At 53.0% G+C, this 22,615-nt stretch carries 17 protein-coding genes; 15 read left to right on the top strand and 2 right to left on the bottom strand.

Annotated features, from left to right (window positions below; translation table 11 throughout):
- Position 1 precedes the first annotated feature (1 nt).
- Positions 2-1,561: a hypothetical protein gene (locus tag INE92_RS18325; protein ID WP_211421222.1), complete on the bottom strand. Its 1,560-nt coding sequence runs from the start codon at positions 1,559-1,561 to the stop codon at positions 2-4.
- Between the two features lie 7 nt (positions 1,562-1,568).
- Positions 1,569-2,033: a terminase gpP N-terminus-related DNA-binding protein gene (locus INE92_RS18320; RefSeq protein WP_005798268.1), complete on the bottom strand. Its 465-nt coding sequence runs from the start codon at positions 2,031-2,033 to the stop codon at positions 1,569-1,571.
- A gap of 206 nt (positions 2,034-2,239) precedes the next feature.
- Between INE92_RS18320 and INE92_RS18315 the strand changes: the two genes are divergently transcribed.
- From INE92_RS18315 to INE92_RS18245, 15 genes are all read left to right on the top strand, one after another.
- Entirely contained in the window at positions 2,240-3,175 is a 936-nt protein-coding gene (locus INE92_RS18315; RefSeq protein WP_211421221.1) for an HK97 family phage prohead protease, read from the top strand.
- A gap of 31 nt (positions 3,176-3,206) precedes the next feature.
- Positions 3,207-4,247, top strand: coding sequence for a hypothetical protein (locus INE92_RS18310; protein ID WP_212702075.1), 1,041 nt, complete (start codon positions 3,207-3,209; stop codon positions 4,245-4,247).
- Positions 4,248-4,252: 5 nt separating this feature from the next.
- Positions 4,253-4,717, top strand: a complete 465-nt coding sequence (locus tag INE92_RS18305; RefSeq protein ID WP_211421220.1) for an N-acetylmuramoyl-L-alanine amidase — start codon at positions 4,253-4,255, stop codon at positions 4,715-4,717.
- A 14-nt stretch (positions 4,718-4,731) separates the two neighbouring features.
- A complete protein-coding gene (locus INE92_RS18300; protein ID WP_211421219.1) occupies positions 4,732-5,208 on the top strand; it encodes a hypothetical protein in 477 nt (158 codons plus the stop codon).
- Complete coding sequence (locus tag INE92_RS18295; RefSeq protein WP_233476891.1) at positions 5,174-5,500, top strand: hypothetical protein; 327 nt, start codon at positions 5,174-5,176, stop codon at positions 5,498-5,500. The genes INE92_RS18300 and INE92_RS18295 overlap by 35 nt, the downstream gene beginning before the upstream one ends.
- Positions 5,497-5,979: a hypothetical protein gene (locus INE92_RS18290; RefSeq protein WP_211421218.1), complete on the top strand. Its 483-nt coding sequence runs from the start codon at positions 5,497-5,499 to the stop codon at positions 5,977-5,979. The genes INE92_RS18295 and INE92_RS18290 overlap by 4 nt, the downstream gene beginning before the upstream one ends.
- Positions 5,980-5,991: 12 nt before the next feature.
- Positions 5,992-6,480: a hypothetical protein gene (locus tag INE92_RS18285; protein ID WP_151856012.1), complete on the top strand. Its 489-nt coding sequence runs from the start codon at positions 5,992-5,994 to the stop codon at positions 6,478-6,480.
- 38 nt (positions 6,481-6,518) lie between these two features.
- Entirely contained in the window at positions 6,519-6,725 is a 207-nt protein-coding gene (locus INE92_RS18280; protein WP_117921428.1) for a hypothetical protein, read from the top strand.
- Positions 6,722-10,369 carry a phage tail family protein gene (locus INE92_RS18275; RefSeq protein WP_211421217.1) on the top strand — a complete coding sequence of 1,216 codons (3,648 nt, stop codon included), beginning with the start codon at positions 6,722-6,724 and terminating at the stop codon, positions 10,367-10,369. Before INE92_RS18280 ends, INE92_RS18275 begins: the two co-directional genes overlap by 4 nt.
- Position 10,370: 1 nt before the next feature.
- Positions 10,371-10,835, top strand: coding sequence for a hypothetical protein (locus tag INE92_RS18270; RefSeq protein WP_117921424.1), 465 nt, complete (start codon positions 10,371-10,373; stop codon positions 10,833-10,835).
- 21 nt (positions 10,836-10,856) lie between these two features.
- Complete coding sequence (locus tag INE92_RS18265; RefSeq protein WP_233476889.1) at positions 10,857-14,552, top strand: hypothetical protein; 3,696 nt, start codon at positions 10,857-10,859, stop codon at positions 14,550-14,552.
- A gap of 87 nt (positions 14,553-14,639) precedes the next feature.
- Positions 14,640-14,870 (top strand): TerB family tellurite resistance protein, encoded by a 231-nt coding sequence (locus INE92_RS18260; RefSeq protein WP_233476888.1) that lies wholly within the window; start codon positions 14,640-14,642, stop codon positions 14,868-14,870.
- 4 nt (positions 14,871-14,874) lie between these two features.
- Positions 14,875-15,588: a phage upper tail fiber protein gene (locus INE92_RS18255; protein ID WP_211421216.1), complete on the top strand. Its 714-nt coding sequence runs from the start codon at positions 14,875-14,877 to the stop codon at positions 15,586-15,588.
- A 2-nt stretch (positions 15,589-15,590) separates the two neighbouring features.
- Positions 15,591-15,779 carry an MFS transporter gene (locus tag INE92_RS18250; protein WP_211421215.1) on the top strand — a complete coding sequence of 63 codons (189 nt, stop codon included), beginning with the start codon at positions 15,591-15,593 and terminating at the stop codon, positions 15,777-15,779.
- Between the two features lie 22 nt (positions 15,780-15,801).
- On the top strand, positions 15,802-22,359 hold the full coding sequence (locus INE92_RS18245; protein ID WP_211421214.1) for a hypothetical protein: 6,558 nt from the start codon (positions 15,802-15,804) through the stop codon (positions 22,357-22,359).
- Positions 22,360-22,615 lie beyond the last annotated feature (256 nt).

Genomic DNA, 22,615 nt, shown 5'->3' with positions numbered 1-22,615 from the left:
GTTACCATATATTTTTGGCGGTCGGCCTTTTGCCGAACACCGGTTGAAAACTCTCCTGTCTTGAATTGCGCTGCAGCATCCAGATGGCTCCCTCGTCGGCATCCGGTGCATCATCGTGAATACGGCTGCCACGCTCCAGAGCCAAGGTCTGTTCGATGCCGGTCTGCATATCCGGCGATTCTTTCAACTTCTCATTGTAGAATACGAAACCGCGTTCCCATAATGGTGAGACCGCTTCGATGCGCTGGAGCTTGTCCGGCTTCTTTCGTTTGTCCGGCATGATGGGCAGTTGGTATCCACGCAGATTTCCTTCTGCCTCAAACTCATCCAGAATGACATCCTGCATGAAGTTCGCTTCCATAAAGAACTGGACGGCTGCCGTATCGCGTGTACGCTCGTAGAGGTCGTAAAGCCACCGTACCATTCCGGAAACGGTATCCTGCCGGACGTAACAGTCTATAAGGTGCAGTTCCTTCCCAATCTTGCCCCAAAGGCGGCAAGCCTTGTAGTCGTTTGAAGTGGTCGATTTGAAAGAGGGGTCGGTATAGCAGACCAGCATTTCATACTTGGACAGCCTGGGCAGTTTCTTGTAACGAATCCAGTCTGCCCGAAAAATAGTGCCGTCCACGATGGGGTTGTGCATCATCTCCTTTTCCCATGCCCGGTAGCCTACGAAATCCTTGTATTCCTGCGCTTCTTCTTTGGTCCATTTTTCGCGCCATACCGGTTCACCGTTCCTGTCTATGGCCTTGATGACGGATACATGTACCCCTTTTGTCTTGGTGAGATTGGCCAGCACCGAGTTTTTAGAAATGAGGTTCCCGACCATGATAAAACGTCCCCGACCCACATCCAGTGCACCAAAAAGGGCTTCTTTCACCCAGTCTGTAATGTCATGCACCCGTTTCTCATTGCGGCACAGTTCGTCGTCATCCAAGTCATCGATGACGATGTAGTCCGGACGTGCTTCCCGGTCGCGCAGACCACGCGGAGACTGTCCGCGTCCGCAAGCCAGGAATTTCACCCCGTTGGCTGCCTTGAACTCCCCATCCTGCCAGGAGGCATTTCCCTGCTGCTTGCCGAAATCGGCAATGATGCGCTGGTTATGCTCCAGTTCTGCCTGAATATCTCCCAGCAGACGCGTGGCTGAATCTTCGCTTTTGCCGACCACCACCATGAAGTTGATGAGGCGCTTGGGCTGGAACATCAGCCACAGCGGAACAAAAATGTCCATGTGTGTGGACTTGGCATGGCCACGCGGCCACATGAATACTGCCTTCAGGTTGGGTGTACCTTTTACTTTAGCCGCTGCCGCATTGTGGAACGGTGCATTGTGGATGGTGCGTATGACTTCCCCGGTGGTTTTGTCACGCAAGGTGAGGAAGTGGGGAAAGTAATATTCACAGAACGCGGCATAGTTACCCTGCAGCCGCAGAATACGCCTGTCCTTTTGTGCCGGTGTCTCGTTGGCAAGCAAAGCCGTATCCGTGATGGACTGTACTCTTTTACAGTGTTCCTTCCACTGTTCGTATGCCTGTTTCTTTTCCGCTGCTGTTGCCATAGCTGTTTTATTTTATGCCCATCTGTTCGGTGATATACAGATCCTGGTACTTGTTGATTGCCCTGACCAGTTCCGGAGTCACTTCCGGGTCGATGGTTGAACGGTATTCAATCCATTTGGAGAATGCCATGAATACTTCAATGACATCCACTACATTGGCCTTCTTGTCTAACTTTTCGATCACCGCTGAAAGTTTGGCCAGTTTGTCCCCGAGACCGGCTACAAGTGCAGGGTCGTTTGATTCGTTGACTTGAGTAATGAGTGTATCAATGGTGAGCAGGAGTTTGTTTACCAGTTCCGGCCGGGTGACGTTCTTTGCCGCCCTTGCTTCTTTCCATCCGTCAGCCGTGCACCATTTTGATATGGTGACGCGTGATACGTCCACTTTCTCCGCAATTTCGGTCTGCTCCATGCCGGAAAGGAACAGTGAGCGTGCAAGAGATTTTTTCTTTTCGATTTCTGCCTTTGTCATATAATAAAGAATATAGGGTTAAAGGCAGGCTTCGGAGTCCCTTGCACCTGCCCGATTTATTCGCAAAGTTGTCCGCTTATCAGCTTGCAGCCAAAATAATGTGCAACGGTTTCATAGAAGTGTGCAACCATTGCACACTTTTTTGGCTTCCCGGTAAGTGCTCTGTAATATTGCAGCGCCAATGCATAAAGGCGTGGCATGAGAAAATGAGTAAACGTGTAAGAATTTCAAACGACAGCCTGAACAGCTACGGAAGCCGTGTGCTGACATCGGGCATGAGTGTGGAGCAGTATTGCCGAAACCCGGTACTGCTGTACATGCACCAACGCGGGAACGTGATTGGCTATGTGAAGGACCTTCGGGTGGAAGATGGTGAGGTAACCGGGGAACTGGTGTTTGACGAAGCAACCGACCTCAGTAAAAGATGCAAGAAACAGTTTGAATTCGGCAGCCTGAGAATGGTGAGTGCCGGAATAGATATTCTGGAACTGAGTGACCAGCCCGAACATTTGCTGCAAGGGCAGACCAGCCCGACAATAACCAAAAGCAAACTGTATGAGGTATCACTGGTGGACGTAGGTTCCAATGATGATGCCATCGTACTGATGAAGGATGGGAAGCAAATCACATTGGGAAAGGATGGTGATTGTCCTTTGCCACTAATTAATAACCAAAAAACAACAGAAGAAATGGAACTGAAACTTTTGGCCCTTCAATTGGGGCTGCCGGAAACGGCAACGGAGGCTGATGTTAATCGAGCCTTAAATGAACTGAAAGCAGCCAAGGCAGAGAATGATTCCCTGAAACAAGAAAACGAGAAGCTGACTTTGGCCCGTATTACCGGTCTTGTGGAAAAGGCAGTGGTGGAAAAACGTTTGGGAGAAGACAAGAAGACACAGTTTATCGAACTTGGCAAGAAGGTCGGTGCCGATGAACTGAAGAATGTGCTTGATGCCATGCAGCCCCAGGTGAAGCTGTCGGCAGTTTTGACAAACGTAAATGGTCGTGTTTCAGCACTACCCACTACATACGCAAAGTTAAGTGAAGTACCTGGCGATGCGCTATTGGAACTGCGAGAACAAAATCCGGATGAGTACAAGCGATTGTATAAGGCAGAATACGGATTTGAGTGTGAACTTTAAAAAAAAGAAAAGTATGATGAAGCATGTAACAATGATTATTATGGCACTGTTGTTCAATTCGCTGACCGGTGCCGTTTTTGCCTCTATTCTGGGAGTTGCCCCTATAGCAGGCGCTATTGGAATGAATGCAGTGGGTATGTTGGTAGGATATACGCCGGATACTGCTTCTATTCTTCGTGCTGGAGTGTTAAAAGAAGTCTGGACTGGTGAATTGGTTAAAGCTCTTCGTGCTGGACTGGAAGGGAGCTGGTTGGATGGGATACCTGATCAAAGTTCTATCGTTGAAAATGATGTGATACACTTGGTAGATGTTGGCGTTGACCCTGAAGTATTGGTGAATAATACGACTTATCCGATTGAAATCCAAGAATTGGATGACAAAGATATTGCCATTAAACTGGATAAATTCCAGACCAAAGTAACTCCTATAACAGATGATGAACTGTATGCCATCAGCTATGATAAAATGCAGCGTGTCAAAGAGAGCCACTCAAATTCTATAAATGATGCGAAATTTGCGAAAGCAGCCCATAGCTTCTGTGCAAAGAACAATACGGCTACTACTCCTGTGTTAAAGACAACAGGACCCAAAGTAGAAGGGACTAATCGTCTTCGTCTGATCCCGAATGATCTTGTGGCATTAAAAGCAACTTTGGATAACTTGATGGTACCTGCAGACAACCGCCGTCTGGTATTGTGTACAGACCATGTTAATGACCTGTTGCTTGTAGATCAGAGTTTCAAAGAACAGTACAACATCGACCGCAATACAGGTAAAATCGGAAAACTGTATGGATTTGACATCTATGAGTATGCCAATAACCCAATCTACACGACTGCCGGTACAAAAAAAGCATTGGCAGCAAAGCCGGAAACTGGGGAATTCCAATGTTCTTTTGCTTTCTATACAAAGCGTGTATTCAAGGCTACCGGGAGCACCCGCATGTATTTTAGTGAAGCTTCTACTGATCCGCAACACCAGCGTAATTTAATTAACTACCGTCATTATTTCATTGCTATGCCAAAGAAAGAGGATGCCGGTGCTGTAATGATGAGTAGCTATCAAGCATAAAAGATATGGGAAAGTTGAAGTATTTGGTAATTCACTGTACGGCAACTCCGGAGGGGCGTGAGGTATCATCGGCGGACATCCGCAAATGGCATACTTCTCCGGTTGCCCAGGGAGGAAGAGGATGGAAGCAGGTTGGCTATACCGACCTGTTCCACCTGAACGGAGGCGTGGAACGTCTGGTAGAAAACAATGAGGATGCACAGGTGGACCCTTGGGAAGTGACCAACGGAGCCAAGGGATATAACAGTGTAAGCCGTCACATCGTGTATGCCGGAGGCGTGGAAAAAGACGGTAAGACCCCGAAAGACACCCGCACCGGCTGTCAGAAAAAGGCACTGGAGAAGTATGTGAAGGATTTTCACCGGAAATTTCCTGATGTACGCATTGTAGGACACAACGAACTGGCAGCGAAAGCCTGTCCGAGTTTTGATGTGCAGGAATGGTTGAAAGAAATAGGTATTAATCAATAATAAAACCGGGTGGTATGGACTTGAGCGAATTTATGAACATTATCCTTGGCGGCGGCCTGGTTGGTACGGTGGCGACCATTGGCTCCTTGCGGGCTACTGTGAGAAAAGCGAAAGCGGAAGCGATGAAGGCCGAGGCCGGTGCTGAAGCTATGCGCATAGATAACGCTGAACATGCCACCCGTATTTTGATGGAAAATATTGTAAAACCTCTAAAAGATGAATTTTGTGAAACAAAGAAGGAACTGGCCCGCAATACGCGCGAGATGGCCCGTCTTAGAAAAGCTATTGATACTGCCGGGAACTGTCCTCATCGCGACGATTGCCCTGTGCTTGATAGGTTGCGCGAGCCACCGAAAGAGCATGAACCGGGAAGTCCGGACGGAAACGGCAAGCGCCGACAGCGCGAGCGGAAGCCGACGGGCGGGACTGATGATGGCGGGGATACCGGCGAGTGCGGTGAAGCTGACCATACCGGCGGACAGCCTCCGTAAGCTTCCTGAAGGTGCCGTGTACCGTGGCAAGAGTGGACAGGCCAATCTGATTGTAGGAACTGACGGTAGCGGTAACCTTGTGGCCGAAGCCTCGTGTGACAGCCTGCAACAGTTGGTGCTGTGGTATGAAGAAGAGCTGACACGCATCCGAAGTGAGACCAATAGTGAAACTTCGAATGACGTTCAAATGGAAGAAAAACGCCCTCCGAACCGGATGCGGACGTTTATCACAGGTGTATTGGCCGGCTTATTGGCCGGTGTGTTATTAACCCTCAAAGTAAAGAGACAATGAACAAGAATTTTATTTATGGCATAGCCAGCGTGAAGTTTGGCGACAAACTTGTGGGCTACATTGAGAAAGGCAGCTGGGACTGGGGCGGCCAGAAGCCGGAGAGCGTGGACATTGAGGCTGAACAAGTGCCGGATGCCCCGGTGCTTACCCTGCTGCAGAAGAACGGCACGATCAGCCCCACGTTTAACCTGATTCAGTTGGACTACAAGAACCTGAAGGCGGTGCTTGGCGGCAAGCTGGCTCCGAATGATGAAACACCCACTTCGTGGGAGGCACCGGAGGAATTGATCCAGTTATCGGGCAAGTGGGAAATCAAGTTTGTGAGCGGTCAGACGATGACGATACCCAACGGCGTGATTTTGGCCAACCTGGGCGGCAAGCTGACGCTGACGGAAGTGTCGAAGGTGGAATGCGAGCTGAAGATCAACAAACCAACGGAAGGCGGTTCCCCGTATAAGATTGCGGATTCTGCAGGCTAAATTTAAGCGGAAATGGACAAACGATTGGAACAACTGATAGAAATGGAGTGTGCGGATGCGCTGCTGGACAGCGGCGTGTCCGTTCCTCTTAAAAGGTGGAAGCTCACCTGGCTGAAACGCCCATTGGAGGTGCGTGTGACGATGAAGCGTCCGAGACTGCGCGGGCAGATTCTGCTGGCGAGGGAATACCTGAAGATGGGGGTAGAACCCGGGTGGCAGCCGAAGGACAAGACCGAGGAACTGGCCTTTGTTGCGGAACATGGCAAGGCTGTGAGCCGTCTGCTGGCCTATACGGTGTGCCGTGGCTATGTGTCGCGACATGTAGGCATCGGTGTGACGGCGTGGGTGCTTCGGAACTTTGTCGATTGGCGCTATCTGACGGCCCTGTTCAGGACATTTGAGCGCCTGATGGGCACGAAGGATTTTATGCGTATTATCAGCTCGGCGGCACGGGCGAACCCGATGAGTCCGAGACTGAGCCAGGCAAGGAAGGGGAGTTAAGGACCCGTTATGAAGGTTCCCATAGCCCTTTCGGCTTCGTGTATCAGATAGCGAGCGCGACCGGCTGGAGTGTGGATTACATTCTGGACGGTGTGAACTACCAGACATTGATACTGATGCTGAGCGACGCTCCGCGATATGTTCGGCAGAAGGGAGGCAGCGGTAAGTGTGACAGCCACCCGGAGCGCAGCGCTGAGGATGAAGCGAACGATATAGTAGGATTTTATCAAAGCAAACTGGAATGAGTAAACCTGTAGAAGTTGAATTTTTGATGAAGGATAACCTTACGCCCGGCATGAATAAAGCCGAGCGTGAGGCACTGGAACTGCGTAATACCGTCAGACTGTTGGAGGCTGAACTGGAAAGGCTGCGCCTTGCCGGTGAGACGGCTTCCCCAAATCTGGACCAGAGTGCCAATATCGCGCAGATCCATGCACTGGAGAAGCAGCTTGAGGAATTGCGCGCCCAGTTGAAAATGTTGCAAAACGAATCGGAATCTGTACAGGTCACTCCTGCAGATATACCTAATGCACAGCGCCAGTTCAACGGACTTCATAACAGCATCCAGCAGATGGCTCGTGAAATGCCTTCCTTGGCCATGGGACCGCAGATGTTCTTCATGGCCATATCCAACAACCTGCCGATTTTTACGGACGAACTGGCCCGTGCCCGCAAGGAATACGATGAGCTGCAGAAGTCCGGCAAGAAAGGCACACCGGTATGGAAGCAGGTTCTTTCCTCACTTTTTTCCTGGCAGACGGCCATGACCACCGGCATCATGCTGCTGGTAATGTATGGTGACGAAATCTGGGATTGGACGAAAGACCTGTTCAGCGCCAAAAAAGGCGTGGATGAATTCAACATATCGCTGAAGGAAATGACCGAAATAGAGAAGGACGGCCGTGCCCAGATGGTGCGTACCCGCTTTGAGCTGAAATCGGTTATCAATGAAATAAAGAACTTCACCGGAAGCAAGGAACAGGAAAAGGCCAAGGTGGAGGAACTGAACCGCAAGTACGGGGAATCTTTCGGGTATTATAAAACACTTTCTGAATGGTATGATACCCTTATCCAAAAGAGCGAGGACTATGTACAGGTTCTGCTGCACCAGGCCAATGTCCAAAATCTTGTAAAAAAAGCTGCAGAAGCCGATGAAGAGGTGAATAAAATCAAGGCACAGAAACCGGAAGAGGCAGAAAGCGCCATGGGCTTTTTCGGGAAATGGGGACAATATATCATACAGTCCAACATGGCAGAATCCGGGCAGTTCTATGACGCACAGGCTGCCATTAAGAAACATGATCAGGAAGCTTATGACATACTGTTGAAAAATGCCGAAAACAAACGAGACGGTTATCTGAAAAAAGCGGAGGAAGAGGTAAAAAAAGCCGCAGAAGCATCCAAGAAAGGAAATATCGGCGGGCATATCGACCCCAAACAGCCCGGAAAGAATCCGGAAGCGGAAGCCAAGCAAAGGCTTGCCACAGAGCGCAGGCTGGCGAAGGATCTTGCTGCCCTGCAGGCTGAAAACCGGAAGGAAGAGATAGACCGTATGAAAGACGGCACCGAGAAGAAACTGGCGCAAATCGAATATGACTATAACGCGAGAAAAGAAGAAATTAACCGGCAGGAAGCCGACTGGAAGCGTGAGAACAAGGAAGCCGGCATATCCCCCGGAGATAACGGACTTACCCGTGAGCAACAGGATGCACTTGAAAAAGCCCGTGCCTCAAACACCGAGTCCCGGAAAAAAGCGGAGACGGACGTGTACAGGGAAGAGGCGGAAGCCATGCGTGACTATCTGAAGGAATACGGTACCTTCCAGCAGCAGAAACTGGCCATCACTGAAGAATATGCCGAGAAAATCCGCAAGGCACAGTCCCAGGGAGAAAGGCTGACTTTGGAGAAGCAGCGTGATGCGGCTGTGCACAAAGTGGACATGGAAGCCCTTACCCAGAAGATAGACTGGGGAGCAGCGTTCGGGGATTTGACCGGTCTGCTTGCAGACCAGATGAAGAACCTGCTTGGCGAGCTTAAACAGTATGTCAAGACAGATGAGTTCAAGAAAACGGGAGCCGCAGACCAGCAGGTCGTTTACGATGCCATTGAACGTATTCAAAGCATGCTCCCCGGTGGCAACGGGACATTGGATTTTGCCCGGCTGCAAACGCAGATGCACGCTTTGGGGGATGCCGTAACACGCGTGCAAAATGCGGAACTGCAGCAGGAAGCGGCATTCGCCCGGTTAAAAGCGGCGCAGACCGATTACAACAAGGCTCTTGAAAGCGGTAACCAGGCAGAAATAGAACGTACCAAAATCGCTCTTCAAACGGCCCAATCGTCCAGCGTTTCAGCTGACGAAGAATACCTGAACGCCACCTCTGAAATGAAGGCGCTTGCCGGGGAGGTGAAAAGTGCCTCTCGGGACACGGTTGACGGGTTGAACATGGTATCCGACGGGTTGCACGGCTTTGCGAGCGGAACCTTGCAGGGATCATTTGAAGGAATCCAGAACATGCTTACCGGTCTTTCAAAACTGAATATCGGAGGCAAGGTCGGTGATGCCATCAGTCAGATGTCCGAGACCCTGTCAAGTGCCGGAGTCATCGGGCAGATCATATCGGCCATTCTCTCCATACTGGATTTGCTGAAAGACGGTATCGGCCCGATTATCTCATCATTGATAGACACCATTTTCAATGCGATAACCGGAATACTCGACAATATCCTCAGCGGAGACCTGTTCAAACAGATAGGCAGTTCCCTTGTGAAAGGTATCGGGGGATTGCTGAATACGGTGTCTTTCGGAGGTTTCAACAAACTGTTCGGCATCGGCGGAAACGCCAGGGAAGTGCAGGCGGCTATTGACCGTCTTACGGACCGGAACGAGAAACTGCAGACTTCCATCGAAGACCTGACCGATACCATCAAGGCAAGTAAGGGGACAAAATCGGTGGAAGCTTACCGGGATGCTTACAAATACCAGAAAGAGACGAATGCAAACTATCTGCAGATAGCGCAGGAACAGGCACGCTACAGCGGTAGCCACCACAGCTGGAACTACTACTGGGGCGGTTTCAACCAGGCACAGATAGACAAACTGAGTGGACAGATTGGCCGACAGTGGGACGGGAACCTGTGGAGCCTGAGCCCGGAGGAGATGAAGGCGCTGCGCAGCAACGTGGACATGTGGACGCAGATACAGAATACCGGTAAGGGCGGCTATGGCGGGCGACTGACCGAGAAACTGGATGACTACATAGACCAGGCCGGCAAGCTGGAGGAGCTGACCGACCAGCTGTATGAAGGTCTGACCGGTATTTCATTCGACGGGATGTACAGCAGCTTCATCGACAACCTGATGAAAATGGAGTACGGTGCCAAGGATGCGGCGGAGGATATATCCGAGTACTTCATGCGGGCGATGCTAAGCAACAAGATCGGTGAGATGTACAGCGAAAAACTGAAAGGCTGGTGGGAGAAGTTCGGCAAGGCCATGGAGGACAACGAACTGACCGAGGCGGAACGGAACGCGCTGACCGAAGAGTACATGCAGTATGTGGACGAAGCCCTTGCCCTGCGTGACAACCTGGCGGCAGCCACGGGCTACGACAAGACCGAAGCCGGCGGCACCAGCCAGAGTGCGAAAGCGGGCGGCTTTACGGCCATGACGCAGGACCAGGGTACGAAGCTGGAGGGCATGTTTGCCAGCGGGCTGCAGCACTGGAGCAGCATGGACGACCGGCTGGAAAGCGTGGTGGAGAAGATGGACACGGCGGAAGGGCATCTGGCCCGGATAGCCGAGAACACCGGTGTGAGCGCCGGACACCTGGGCGAACTGAAGGAAGTGATAAAGAAAATGATACGTGACGGACTAAAAGTGAAGTGATATGGGCAATATACTGAGCGGACTGGTGCTGGTGAACGGCACGGACATCTGGACGGAATACGGCGTGTTCCTGGTGGAAGACCGGCGCGGCGGCATGGAGAACCTGACGGCCATCCTGACCCCGAGCAAGGCCAAGAAGGATACCGCCGTGGACATACGGGAAGAGGACGGTGAGAAATACTCTGCAGTTCTTAACCCCAAGAACGAGGCGCGGGACGTGACGCTGCACTTTGCCCTGTACAACAAGACCCAGGCAGGCTGGATGAAGCAGTACTTTGCCTTTGTAAATTTCCTGAAGCAGGGAAAGGACGGCTGGCTGGAGATCCGTTTTCCCCAGCTGGACCTGCAACTGCGGGTGAAGTATGCCGACTGCACGAAGTTCACCCCGCTGACCTATCTGTGGAGGGAAGGTGTGCACGCCGGAAAATTCCGGGTAAAGTTCCGGGAACCGAAACCGATTATATAACCATTCAAACGCTATTAGAATATGCTTCTAACGATATATGACAAAGCCGGGACCAAGCGTGCGGATGTGGCCGTAAACGACAGCTCGACGCAAAGCAAGGAGGTACAGGGAGACAATGTACTTTCCCTGTCGTTCAGCTACTATGATTTTCTGCCCCTGGACGTGAACGACTACACGGACTATCTGGGCGAACGGTACTGGCTGACGGAACGCTACACCCCGAAGCAGGTGAACGAGGGCGAATGGGACTATGACCTGAAGCTGTACGGCGTGGAGAGCCTGATCAAGCGGTTCCTGGTGCTGGAGACGACGGACGGGGACACCAACCCTCTGTTTACCCTGACAGCCACGCCCCGCGAGCATGTGGCGATGGTGGTGAAAGCCATCAATGACGGCATGGGCCACACGACCGACTGGAAGGTGGGTACGGTGGAAGGTACGGAGCTGATCACGATAGACTACGAGGGGATGTACTGCGACGAAGCGCTGAAAGCCATCGCGGAAAAGGCAGGCGGCAAGGTGGAATGGTGGATTGAGGGGCAGACGGTGAACGTGTGCCGCTGTGAACACGGGGAAGAAATCGCCCTGGGGTACGGCAAGGGGCTGACCTCGCTGGAAAGAGACACCGGCAACACGGCCAAGTTCTACACCCGCCTGTTCCCGGTAGGTTCGACCCGCAACATCGATGCGGAGAAATACGGCAGCCCGAGGCTGATGCTCCCCGGCGGCAAGAAGTACATCGAGCAGGGCGTGGAGGAATACGGCATCTATGACCATTACGAGCAGGAAGCCTTCAGCGGTATCTACCCCCACCGGGTGGGTACGGTGAGTTCGGTGCGCAGCGAGGAGGTAACGGACGATGGGGGGAAAAAATTCTCTGTATATTATTTCCGGGACGGTGAACTGAACTTTGACCCCAACCTGTACGAGCTGGCCGGCGAGACCAAGCGCGTGTCGTTCCAGACGGGCGACCTGGCCGGACTGGGAGAAAGCGATGACCACTACTTTGAGGTGAACTACGACAGTGCGGCAAGGGAATTTGAACTGATTACCATCTGGCCCTACGATGACGGCACCCAGCTGCCGGGCGGCAAGCTGGTGCCCCGAGCAGGCGACACCTATATTCTGTGGAACATCCGGATGCCGGATGAGTATTACCGGCTGGCAGAAGAGGAGTTTGCGGCAGCGGTAGAGGAATATAACCAAGACCACTGGCTGGACATTGCCGCCTACAAAGCTCCGACAGACCCGGTGTACATGGAGGAGCACGGCATCGACCTGTTTGTGGGCAGACGGGTGAAGCTGGAGAGCCGGAAGTATTTCCCGGAAAAAGGCTACCGGCAGAGCCGTATCACCAAAATCAGCCGCAAGGTGAACGAACCCGGGCAGATGGACATCGAGATAAGCGATGCGCTGCAGGTGGGCAAGTTCGACAAGGTGACGGACAGCATCGGTGCGCTGAAAAGCTATACGAAATCAAAGACGGAAGGCGCTGCCCTTCCGGACATCATACGAAGCTGGGACAAGACGCTGCCCACGGACAACAACCTGTTTTCCGCGCGGCGCAGCCAGAAAGAGTTTCTGAACAAGAACCAGCCGGACACGGCCAAAGAGCCCATCCGCTTCCTGAAGGGTGTGACCTTTGGCGAGGATGCCGGCGGCAAGCCCTGCGGCAGCGTGGACGGTGAGGGCAATGCCGAGTACCTGACTGCTGTGATCCGCGAACTGCTGCGCAGCACGGAGTTTGTGGACGGGCTGACCGGTGAGGGCTGGCAGCTGTGGATTGACCAGCTGACGGGACTGACGAACCTGACAGTGGACAAAGTGACTGCCCGGCAAAGCCTGGTGGCGCTGGAACTGCTGATTGAGCAGGTGCGCAGCGTGTGCGGCCAGCTGGTGGTGTCGGCAGCCAACGGCAAGATCAAGGACGTGGTGAAGCAGGGTGACAACTACCGCATCGTGTTTGAACAGGAATCGGGCTTTGTGGCCCATGACCTGATGCGCTGTGCCGTTACAGGCGGGGCAAAGCTGAAATCCTACTGGGTGGAGGTGGCCTCGGTGATAGCCGGCGGGGTGATGGTTCCGGTGAGCGAGTTTGGCGGGGTGAAGCCGGAGGCAGGCGATGAATGCGTGCTGATGGGCAACACGGAAAACCTGCTCCGGCAGAACCTTATATCCATTGCGGCCACGGAGGACGGACAGCCCCGTGTCGACATTCTGGACGGTGTGAAGGCCAAGAACTTCAACGGCTGCCTGCGCTGCCGGCTGGGCAAGCTGGACGGCATCAGGAGCAGCGCTTTTCCGGCAGACAACCAACCGAAGGGAAACGGCCTGTATGCTGACAACGTGTGGCTGAAGGGTACGTTTGTGCTGATGACCGGTGAGGACATCCTGACGCGGTTTGAGATAACCGAGGGGAAAATCCATTCAGCTGTGGAAGGCTTGCGCAAAGAAATACGCGAAGAACAGAGCTATCTGGACAACAGCAGTTTTGCTGACGGCATGGATAAATGGAAGACGGGCAGCAAGGCTACGCTGTTCACCCTGGGCGGACGCTGGATCTGGGCGAACGGCGGTCCTTACGGAACGAAGCCGGACGGGCATGCCGAGATACGGACCGACGGCAAGGTGCCTTATGCCTATATCCGGAACAGCTATATCATGCAGAAACTGGAGGACTTCCGGCTGGTACCGGAGTACCGGCAGACGAACAGCCAGGGCGAACGGGTGCCCGGCGTGGTGTATCTGTCCTTCAGCTACCGGGTCATCAAAGCCGGAAGGCTGAAAATAGAATTTGTGAACGCCGACAAGACCGGATTTGAGAACTTCAACCTGTTCGGCCATGAAGAAGACCTGCCCGTGGGCGGTGAGAAGATGTTCACTCTGGATGGTCTATGGAACGGAACAGGCGACTTCAAGCTGTCGTTTACGGGCGTGATTTACATATCACTGCTGGTATTCTCTACCAACAAGGCAGACGCACTGGCCTATAAGTACAGGACACTGTTCGAGCAGAGCGACCGGCTGGTGAAGATTTCGGCAGCGGTCTTTGATAAAGATGGTAATGCGCTAAAAGAAACAGGCCTTGTTATAAAGCCTGAAGGTTCCGGTCTGTATGCGCAGGACAATACAGGAAAGATTGCCCTTATCGGGGTAAGCGTGGAGGAAGAGGATGAGTATGGAAATACCGTGAGCAAAATCAAACTGACTGCCGACCATATACAGTTGGAGGGATTGGTAACGGCTAATGGAAACTTCAAAATACTGGAAGACGGCAGCATGGAATGCCGGAATGCATCTGTATATGGAAAAATATTTGTTGAAGACGGAGGAAAGGTAGGAACATTTACAGTTGAAAGGAATTGCATGCTTTGGAGCAACGGGGATGCTGAAATTCGATTGGGGTATGACGGCTATTGGACCGGAGATACCTGCATATATGCCAAGGCAAACAATTTTAGCAATGCAATCATGGGTATTGCTCCATTTGGTGGAGCCGGTATTTATGGAAGTTGCCGTGATAAGCCTACTTACCCTGACAAATTTACATTTTCAGCAGGATATTTCGATGGCGATGTGTTGGTGCATTCCGGAAACATTCTGGTGAGTGGAGGTGTGGTACAAGCTGATAAAATGCTTCCTCAAAATGGCTGGTCTGGGCGATTCAAAGGAAAAACAGTAGAAGTACAGAATGGAATTATCATTAACGTGTCATAAAAATGAATAGTTATGAAGGTGAATTTTAACAAGACGTTTAAGGATTATAGAGGGAATGACCTCATAGTCGGTGGAAAAGTCCAGCTAATGACAGATATTATAGCCCAATGCCTTTTTAATGGGGAAGGTGCTCGATCATCCGGTGATTCTAATAAGGATAGCAGCCGTAAAATCCATTCGTATGAATTGTGCATGCGTCTCATACAGGCAAACGGGGATTTATCCATCAGTGCTGAGGATGCTATACTTATAAAAGAGTCTGTAATCGGGCTAACCCCAGGATGTTATTCACAGATCGTAAAATTGATAGATGAATAGATTTATGGCAGAAATGACGCAAGAAGAAATGGTTCAGGAAGTGCTGGACCGTGTGCTCCAGTCTTCTACCGGTGTGGAGGATCTGGAAACCGTCACCTCGCTGAGCGGTGTGAAATCACTGCCCGGCGAGAAGGACGGAAAGATGGTGAACGTACCCCTGGAGCTGATAGGGAAGCCTGCGAGCGATGCCGCCGCCCGTGCCGAGGCTTCCGCCAAGAAAGCGGAAGGAGCCGTAGCCGGGCTGGAGGAAAAGACCCAGGCCGCCACGGAAGCCGCAACCAAGGCCAACGAAGCGGCAGCCAAGGCAGAAAATGCCGCTGCCAAGGTGGAACAGACTACGGCAGCAGCCGTCGGCGGAGCTACCGCACGCTTTTCCTCATGGATGGAAACAGGCAATGTCTTGCCTGACAAGAGTACCAAGCCGGGCGGCAACGTGGTGTATGTGGCCAGTGCCGGGAAATTTGCCTACCACATGGACTCCACCCTGTACGGGGACTGGGACGTGGCGGGAGTACCCCCTGCCGGCATGTTCATGAATGCGGGCCGGACAGCCATCCTGCCGGACAAGCTTTACCTGCTGGGCGATGCCATATATACCGGAACAGAAGGCCGCCTGAGACTGCTGGCCTACCGGCATGAGGTGATGAGCGAGGAAGCCTATGAGGCACTGCAGGACAAGGATGCGAATACGCTGTATCTGATTTATGAGGAGGAGTAACGATGATAACCAAAGGCGGTAAGGAAATAACGGCTGCGTATGTGGGAAAACGTGCCCTGTCGGCTCTCTATGCCGGTGCAAGGCTGGTATGGTCCGCAATAAGCAGCTGCTTCGGACTTGGCTATTGGAAAGGCGACGAGCCGTGGAACGGATTGGACGCATGGAACGGTAGCAGTAAAACTGATAAATGAATAATAATAAAAGGACAGTATTATGGCAAAAAGGAAAATAAGCGGAATCATCAATGCGACTGAACATCCGATGAATCTTGAAACACCATGGAACCAGAAACAGCCGGACGGCACCTATCATGCCTATGCAGGCGATGACATCGAAGCGTTTCTGAAGAAGGAACTGTCTAACCGTACCCCTACCGAGGAACTGGTGGGCGGCGAGACGAAACCTCCTACATCCGGAACGGTGTTTGATGCAATGGTGGGTACGGTGACGGACGTGGATGTGCAGGACAGCGAGGACGGTACCCAGTACGTGATGACCGTCAAGCAGAAGGACAACCAGGGTGGCGAGAGCTCGAAGGAAGTACGCTTTTCCAAGTACACCGACGATGACAAGGTGGTGGTGAACATTGACCTGACGGACAGCGGTGGAGCGGGACTTCCCTCCCAGCAGTACCTGGCACTGGGAAGCGGCTTTGTGGTGAAATACTCCGTGGGCGTGGGTACTGCCGGTGGTGGTACGGTGGACGGCTACAGCGACCTGAAAGCCCGCGTGATTGTGAAGCGCGGTTCGACCGTGATCAGTGAGTTCCAGGATGCGGAATTTGTGGGTGTGACAGCCGGACAGAGCTACACCTTTGACGCATCGCCCTACCTGAAGGATGCTACCGCCTATACCGTGCAGGTGGAGGCGCAGGCTACCTACCAGGGCGGCACGCTGATGAAGACGGCCACGGCCAAGGTGACCATGGTGGCCATGACGCTGGAGACCACCTACTCGGTGGGCAACGGGCTGGCTGATGGCGGGTACCGGAACGATGTGAACATCCCCTTTACGGCCAAGGGTACGAGCGGCGAGAAGAACATCTACTACCGTGTGAATGGCGGCCAGGCTTTTACCCTCGGTCTTTCGGCCGGCAGCGGGGTGCAGCAGAAGAACGTGACTATCCCGCTGACGCAGATGCAGGAAGGTACGAACGTGGTGGAAGCCTACGCACAGCATGAGAACTCTGGTGTGGTGAGCCAGGTGCATTACATTACGCTGCTGAAGGCAGGCAGCGGTGTGACGGCTTATGCCGGAATGATGTTCAGCCACCGTGCGGCAGGGTTCCAGCGAGAATGGAAACGCCCGGTGCTGGTGGCAGAGCAGTTCACGGCATGGAGCTTTTCGTATGCCGGCTATGACCGCGATGCGTACACGGCCCGCGTGAAAGTGACCCACCAGGGCAGTGCGGTGAAGGAAGACCTGCTGCAGCGCGGCGAGACTGGCAGCTACGGGCGGACGAATGTGAACGTGGAACCGCTGGCCTACCGTGTGTCGTGCGGTGATGCGGTGCTTGAGGTGCAGGTGAACACGACATCGCACCCCGACATTGAAGCTACGCTGGCACCGGATGCGGTGTGTACGTTTGACGCCTTCGGGCGCAGCAACACGGAAAACAACCCGGCAAGCTGGGTGAGCGGTGACAAGCGGATGGAATTCCGGGACGTGCTGTGGAGTGTTAACGAATATGGTGCAGGAAGCGGCTGGCACAAGGACCGCCTGTTGCTGGCCGGGGGTGCTGGCATGACCCTGACGGCCGACGGCGGTTACCGCCCCTTCAACGAGGCGGACAAGCCGGAGGGGTTTGCCATCCGTGACGTGGGAATGACTCTGGAGATAGAATACAGCACGGCGAACGTGACGGACACGAATGCGGAGCTGATTACCTGCCTTGGTCGTCTGTCGAACGGCAACCGGTACGGGTTGATTGTGACTCCGGAAGAGGCCAAGTTCCTGACCGGGGTGGTGACCGAGGCAATGGATGCCGGACAGATTCTGCGCTATGAGGACTCGGTGGGTACGAAATTCCAGCCGGGCACGAATATCCGCATTACCTACGTGTTCTACCCGAACGTGCAGACGAACGAACAGCGCACGCTGATCGGCTTCTATGTCAACGGTGAGGAAAGTGCCGCCTCTAAGTGGCTGGACAAGGTGAACTTCGACATCCTGAGCCAATTGGAGTTCAAGTCGGTGGGTGCGGACCTGAGTGTGAAGAGCGTGCGTATATATGACAAGGCGCTGACATCTGATGAGGTGCTGAACAACTACATCGTGGACCGCAACCATCTTGAAGATGCCGACGGGGAACCTGGCGTGCGTTCGCTGGATGAGGACAACCGTGTGCTGAACGAGGGTGACAAGGTTTCCATAGACAAGCTGATGGGATTGATGAAGAAACGGCATAACTCCATTCTTGTGGTAATCGGTACAGGGTCTGTCGGCAGCGAGGTACCGAGTGAGAGTGATACGCTGAACGTGCTGGATGCACTGGCCCAACTTAATAATAAAAAGGCGAACAAACTGATCCAGGAACTGCGCTTTTACAATGGTGAGAACCGCTCGCTGGACTTTATTGCACGAAACTTCTTCGGACGCATTCAGGGTACGTCTTCCGTAAACTATGCGCGAAAGAACTGGCGTTGGTATTTCCAGAAGACGGCTCCGGGCTATACAGCTACGATGAGCTATGGGGAAATCGACGCAAACGGCAAGCAGAGCAGCCCGACGGCTACGGAAGGAAAGAAGAACCTGTTCCGCCTTCGTACGAACTCAGTAGGGGCGAAACTGGCGTGTCCAAAGTGTGACTTCTCAGACTCATCCATGACCACCAATACCGGTGGTGCCAAATTTATTAACGATGGGATGAAGGAGATGGGTATCCTCACCCCGGCACAGCAGTATGTGGCAGACCACTCGGACACTTGCAAGGATGACATTCGCTCGGCCATTGACGGTTTGCCGTGTGACTTGTTTGTGGCCAAGAGTATCGACGAGGAACTGACGTATTACGGCCAATATAACATGAACAACGAGAAATCAGACTCCTACCCGATATTCGGGCAGGATAAGACGATTGGCGGTGAACAGTGGGGCACCGGTGACACCTTGAACTACCTGCAGGCGAACGGCGATCAGCCTAAGGAATATATCCCTATCTGCATCGAAACACTGAACAATTCGAACGACCTGTGCTTGTTTCACTGGCTTCCCTCAACGGAGCCGGACCATACGGACTTCATGGACTTCAACTTTGACAACGGATTTGAGTTCAACCACCCGAAAGATGTGTTTTGGGCCGATGGCGGTGGTGATGCCGAGGAGGAACCGAACCTGAAGGAGCATCTTGGACAGAATGACAAGTACGATAAGATGTACAAGGCGCTGGACCGCATGATGGGATTCCTTTACCGATGCGTAAAGGAAACACCGGCAGGAAAGAACCTGACATACAACAAGGAAACGCACACCTTCGACGGGGTGGACTATGAGGATGACGGCGACAAGTTCCCGACGGCCAAGTGGGTGAGCCCTACCTTCCAGAAAGAGGCTGACAAGTACTTCAACCTGGCTAATCTGGCGGCTTATTACCTGTATGTGCAGTTCAATCTGGGCGTGGACCAGTTGGCGAAGAATATGCTGCTGCGCACGTGGGACGGTGTGATGTGGTGGATAACCTATTACGACGGGGACTGCCAGTTGGGTAGCGACAACAAGTCGTTCTTGACAGGCAAGTACAACGATAACCGGCAGACAAAGCGCGACGGTGCCTACGTAATGCAGGGCCACAACAGCTGGCTGTGGAACCTGATGCTGGGCAACAAGATGCCTTTCATGGAGGAAATCATGACCAAGGGTGTGAAGGGCGGTACGAGCTTTATGAGTGCATTTTCCATTCAGAAGGCCTTGGACCACTTCGATACGGAGCAGATGAAGCGGTGGTGCTCGCGCTTGTACAATAAGAGCGGACTCTTCAAGTATGTGTACCCGTTCTTGAACGAGATGCCGGTGGGTGCGGACGGTGCTAAACAGACGTATCCGCAGATTTACGGTCTGAAGGGTTCATTGAAAGCGCACCGGAACTACTTCATTCAGCGCCGGTACGACCTGAAGCAGGTGGAGTACGGCTATGTATCTACGCTGGGTGCCCAGTTCTACCAGAGTACGGCATCGCTGGACAAGGCTTATAAGCTGCAGCCGATGCAGTATCGGCTGACTATTCCGTACCGTGTGCAGATTTCTACGTCTAACGGAGTACAGGCAGACAGCGGTGTGGTGGACGGTGATGTACTGCATACGCTGCAGATGACCCGTTCGTTCGGCGAGAATGACCCGCTGACGATTGTCGGTGCAGCTAAAATAAAGGAACTGGTATGGCATGAGGATGCATTCGCAATTGGTTTCAATTTTGGTTTGCTGACGAACCTTGTGAAATTGGACATGAGCGTGGAGAAAGCCAGCGGGTACCGGAACGGTTCGTTCATGGCCTCGACGAACGGGATGCTGCTGCTGGAAGAAGTGAACATGCGGAATAACCAGCTTGCTCGGAACGGGGACAACGGGAACGTGGCCACCCTGGATTTGAGCTGGCAGGGGCGGCTGAAGAAACTGGACGTAAGAGGTACGGGGCTGACACGAGTGAAACTGGCCACCGGTGCGCCCGTTGTGCAGTTATGCCTGCCGGACACGATCGAGGAGCTGTTTCTGGAATATCTGACCAAGCTGCAGGACAGCGGCCTGGTGCTGGAAGGTATCAACAACGTACGCGGCTACCGCTATACGAACTGCCCCGGCATTGACGGGTTTGCCATGCTGGAACGCCTGCATCAGGCCAAACTGAACGGCAGCGGCAAGCTGGAGCGCTTTGTGCTGGAGATAGACCGGGAAGACGACGGAACGCTGCTGAAGAAGTATTTCGATTACGGAACGTACACGCAGACGGGTGCGGTGGATGACCGGCATTCGGGCCTTCGCGGTAAGCTGACGCTGACGAAGTATCTGGCTGACGAGGAACTGGAGAAGTATGCCGCCCGTTATCCGGAACTGACGATCAAGCAGCCGCCTTATACGATGATTGAGTTTGACGACAGTGTGGCCGACGATGCCAATGTTTCGAACCTGGACAACAAGACGGGGTACAAATTCGGCAATACGTACAAAATGAGCGGGCATGTGAATGCTATCCTGTCCAAGCGCCACCGCGTATTGGCCAAGGTGACCAAGATGCCCACGAGCCGGAAGGTGGAGATGGCCGGGCAGCAGGTGGAAGTGAACAACCCGGACGGGGTGATGACCTATTTCCCCCTGCATGACGAAAGTTCGAACTTCTATGCCGATGCGGAGGATATGAACGACTGCACGGTGGCGAAGCTGGACGGCAGCGAGGGTGACTGGATGATGTATGAACCGTTCTACTGGAGCAAGGGTATCAATGACTATCTGAACAACAAGAAGTATGCCTGCTACAGCAGTTATCCGGAGGACGAAATGCCCCCGATTCCGGAGGCGACAGTACTGACGCTGGATGCCATCAAGGAAACGCAGGGCGGCTGGCTGGGTGAACGCAAGATCATGAGCGGAAAGCCCACGCTGAAGGAATCCTATACGACGGACAAGGCCTATTCGGTATGTAAGGTGGACGTAGCCGGTTACAAGCGCGTGCGCTTCCCGAGCGTTCCCGGTACGGGGCTTATCGGCAGTGTGTTTGTGGATGATGCAGGAAACATCCTGAAGAGTATCGTGGTGCCGACCATCGGCTTGAAGTTTGAGGCCGGCATGTATCTGATAGCAGACGTTCCGGAGCGTGCGACCGCTCTGCATTTCTCCATTCTGAACACGGCTGAGTTTGACTGCGTGGTACTGAGCAACAGCGACAAGATAGAGGACATGGAACCGGATTGGGTGCCCAATGAGGAGCATCTGTGTGCCGTTGTGGGCAGTTCTGTAGTGGGCAGCAAGTTGCGCGCCTGCATAACCGGCGGCTCGACCACTGCCAGCATGACGTGGACGGACTTCCACTATTACAGCCAGCAGCGTGGCATGCAGCAGATAGATGCGCTGATGCACAGCCGCATCGCGAACCTGAGCTATGCAAAGTACGGGCGTAGGGACATGCAGGAACAATGCGGTGCCGGTCAGCATAACAATAACCGGACAACGGGTGGAACGGCAGAACACGGGATGACAGACACCATCGGCTACGATGAAGCGTATGCCATCAACAACAAAATCACGAATTCGCTGATTGAAGATCTGGTGCACCAGTTTGCCTGGTATAAGAGCCGTGACGAATACGGACAGGCGACTGTGGTGCAGGTGAACAATATCTGCTGCCTGGGCTATGAGGACATCTACGGCAACAAGTATGACATGATGGACGGCGTGGATCTGCCGCCCGGCAGCGGCAATGTGGGCAAATGGCGCATCTGGATGCCAGACGGCACGGTGCGCTGGGTGCAGGGGAAAAAGGACAGCGGACAGTGGATTTCAGGCGTGGCACACGGCAAGTATATGGACATGGTTCCGGTAGGTAATTTGAATGGATCATCTTCTACCTACTATACCGACATGTACTGGATAAGTACCGCCACAGTCCGTGTGGTCTTTCGCGGGTACTACGATGCGTACGCGGCTGGCGGTGTGTCGGGTGCGAATGCGAATAACGATGCTTCGAGTACGTATGCGCATATCGGCTCGCGTCTGGCCTTCCGCGGCAAAATCGTCCGGGCGCAAAGCGTGGCAGCGTACAAGGCGATACGCGAGGTGGCGTAAGCGCAAAGCGCCAAAGCGTGGAGCGAAGCGACTAAAACGAAAGAACGGGATTCGGATGGTTTCCGAATCCCGTTTAAAAGGTATTCAAATACCGGCGAAGCCGGTCGAATTTTTTTAGAATATTGATAGGGTAGGGGAATACAAAACTAAACTGATTTGAGGGTAGACAACCTCAATTTAACTATGTAAAGATAGTGATTTTTGCTGATATTTGCAAGTGATTTATCTGTTATTTTTAGCTTATGGATGGCCTGCC

The organism is Bacteroides xylanisolvens (assembly GCF_018289135.1).
GTDB classification, from domain to species: Bacteria; Bacteroidota; Bacteroidia; order Bacteroidales; family Bacteroidaceae; genus Bacteroides; species Bacteroides xylanisolvens.
This window is presented reverse-complemented; position numbering and strand designations above follow the sequence as displayed.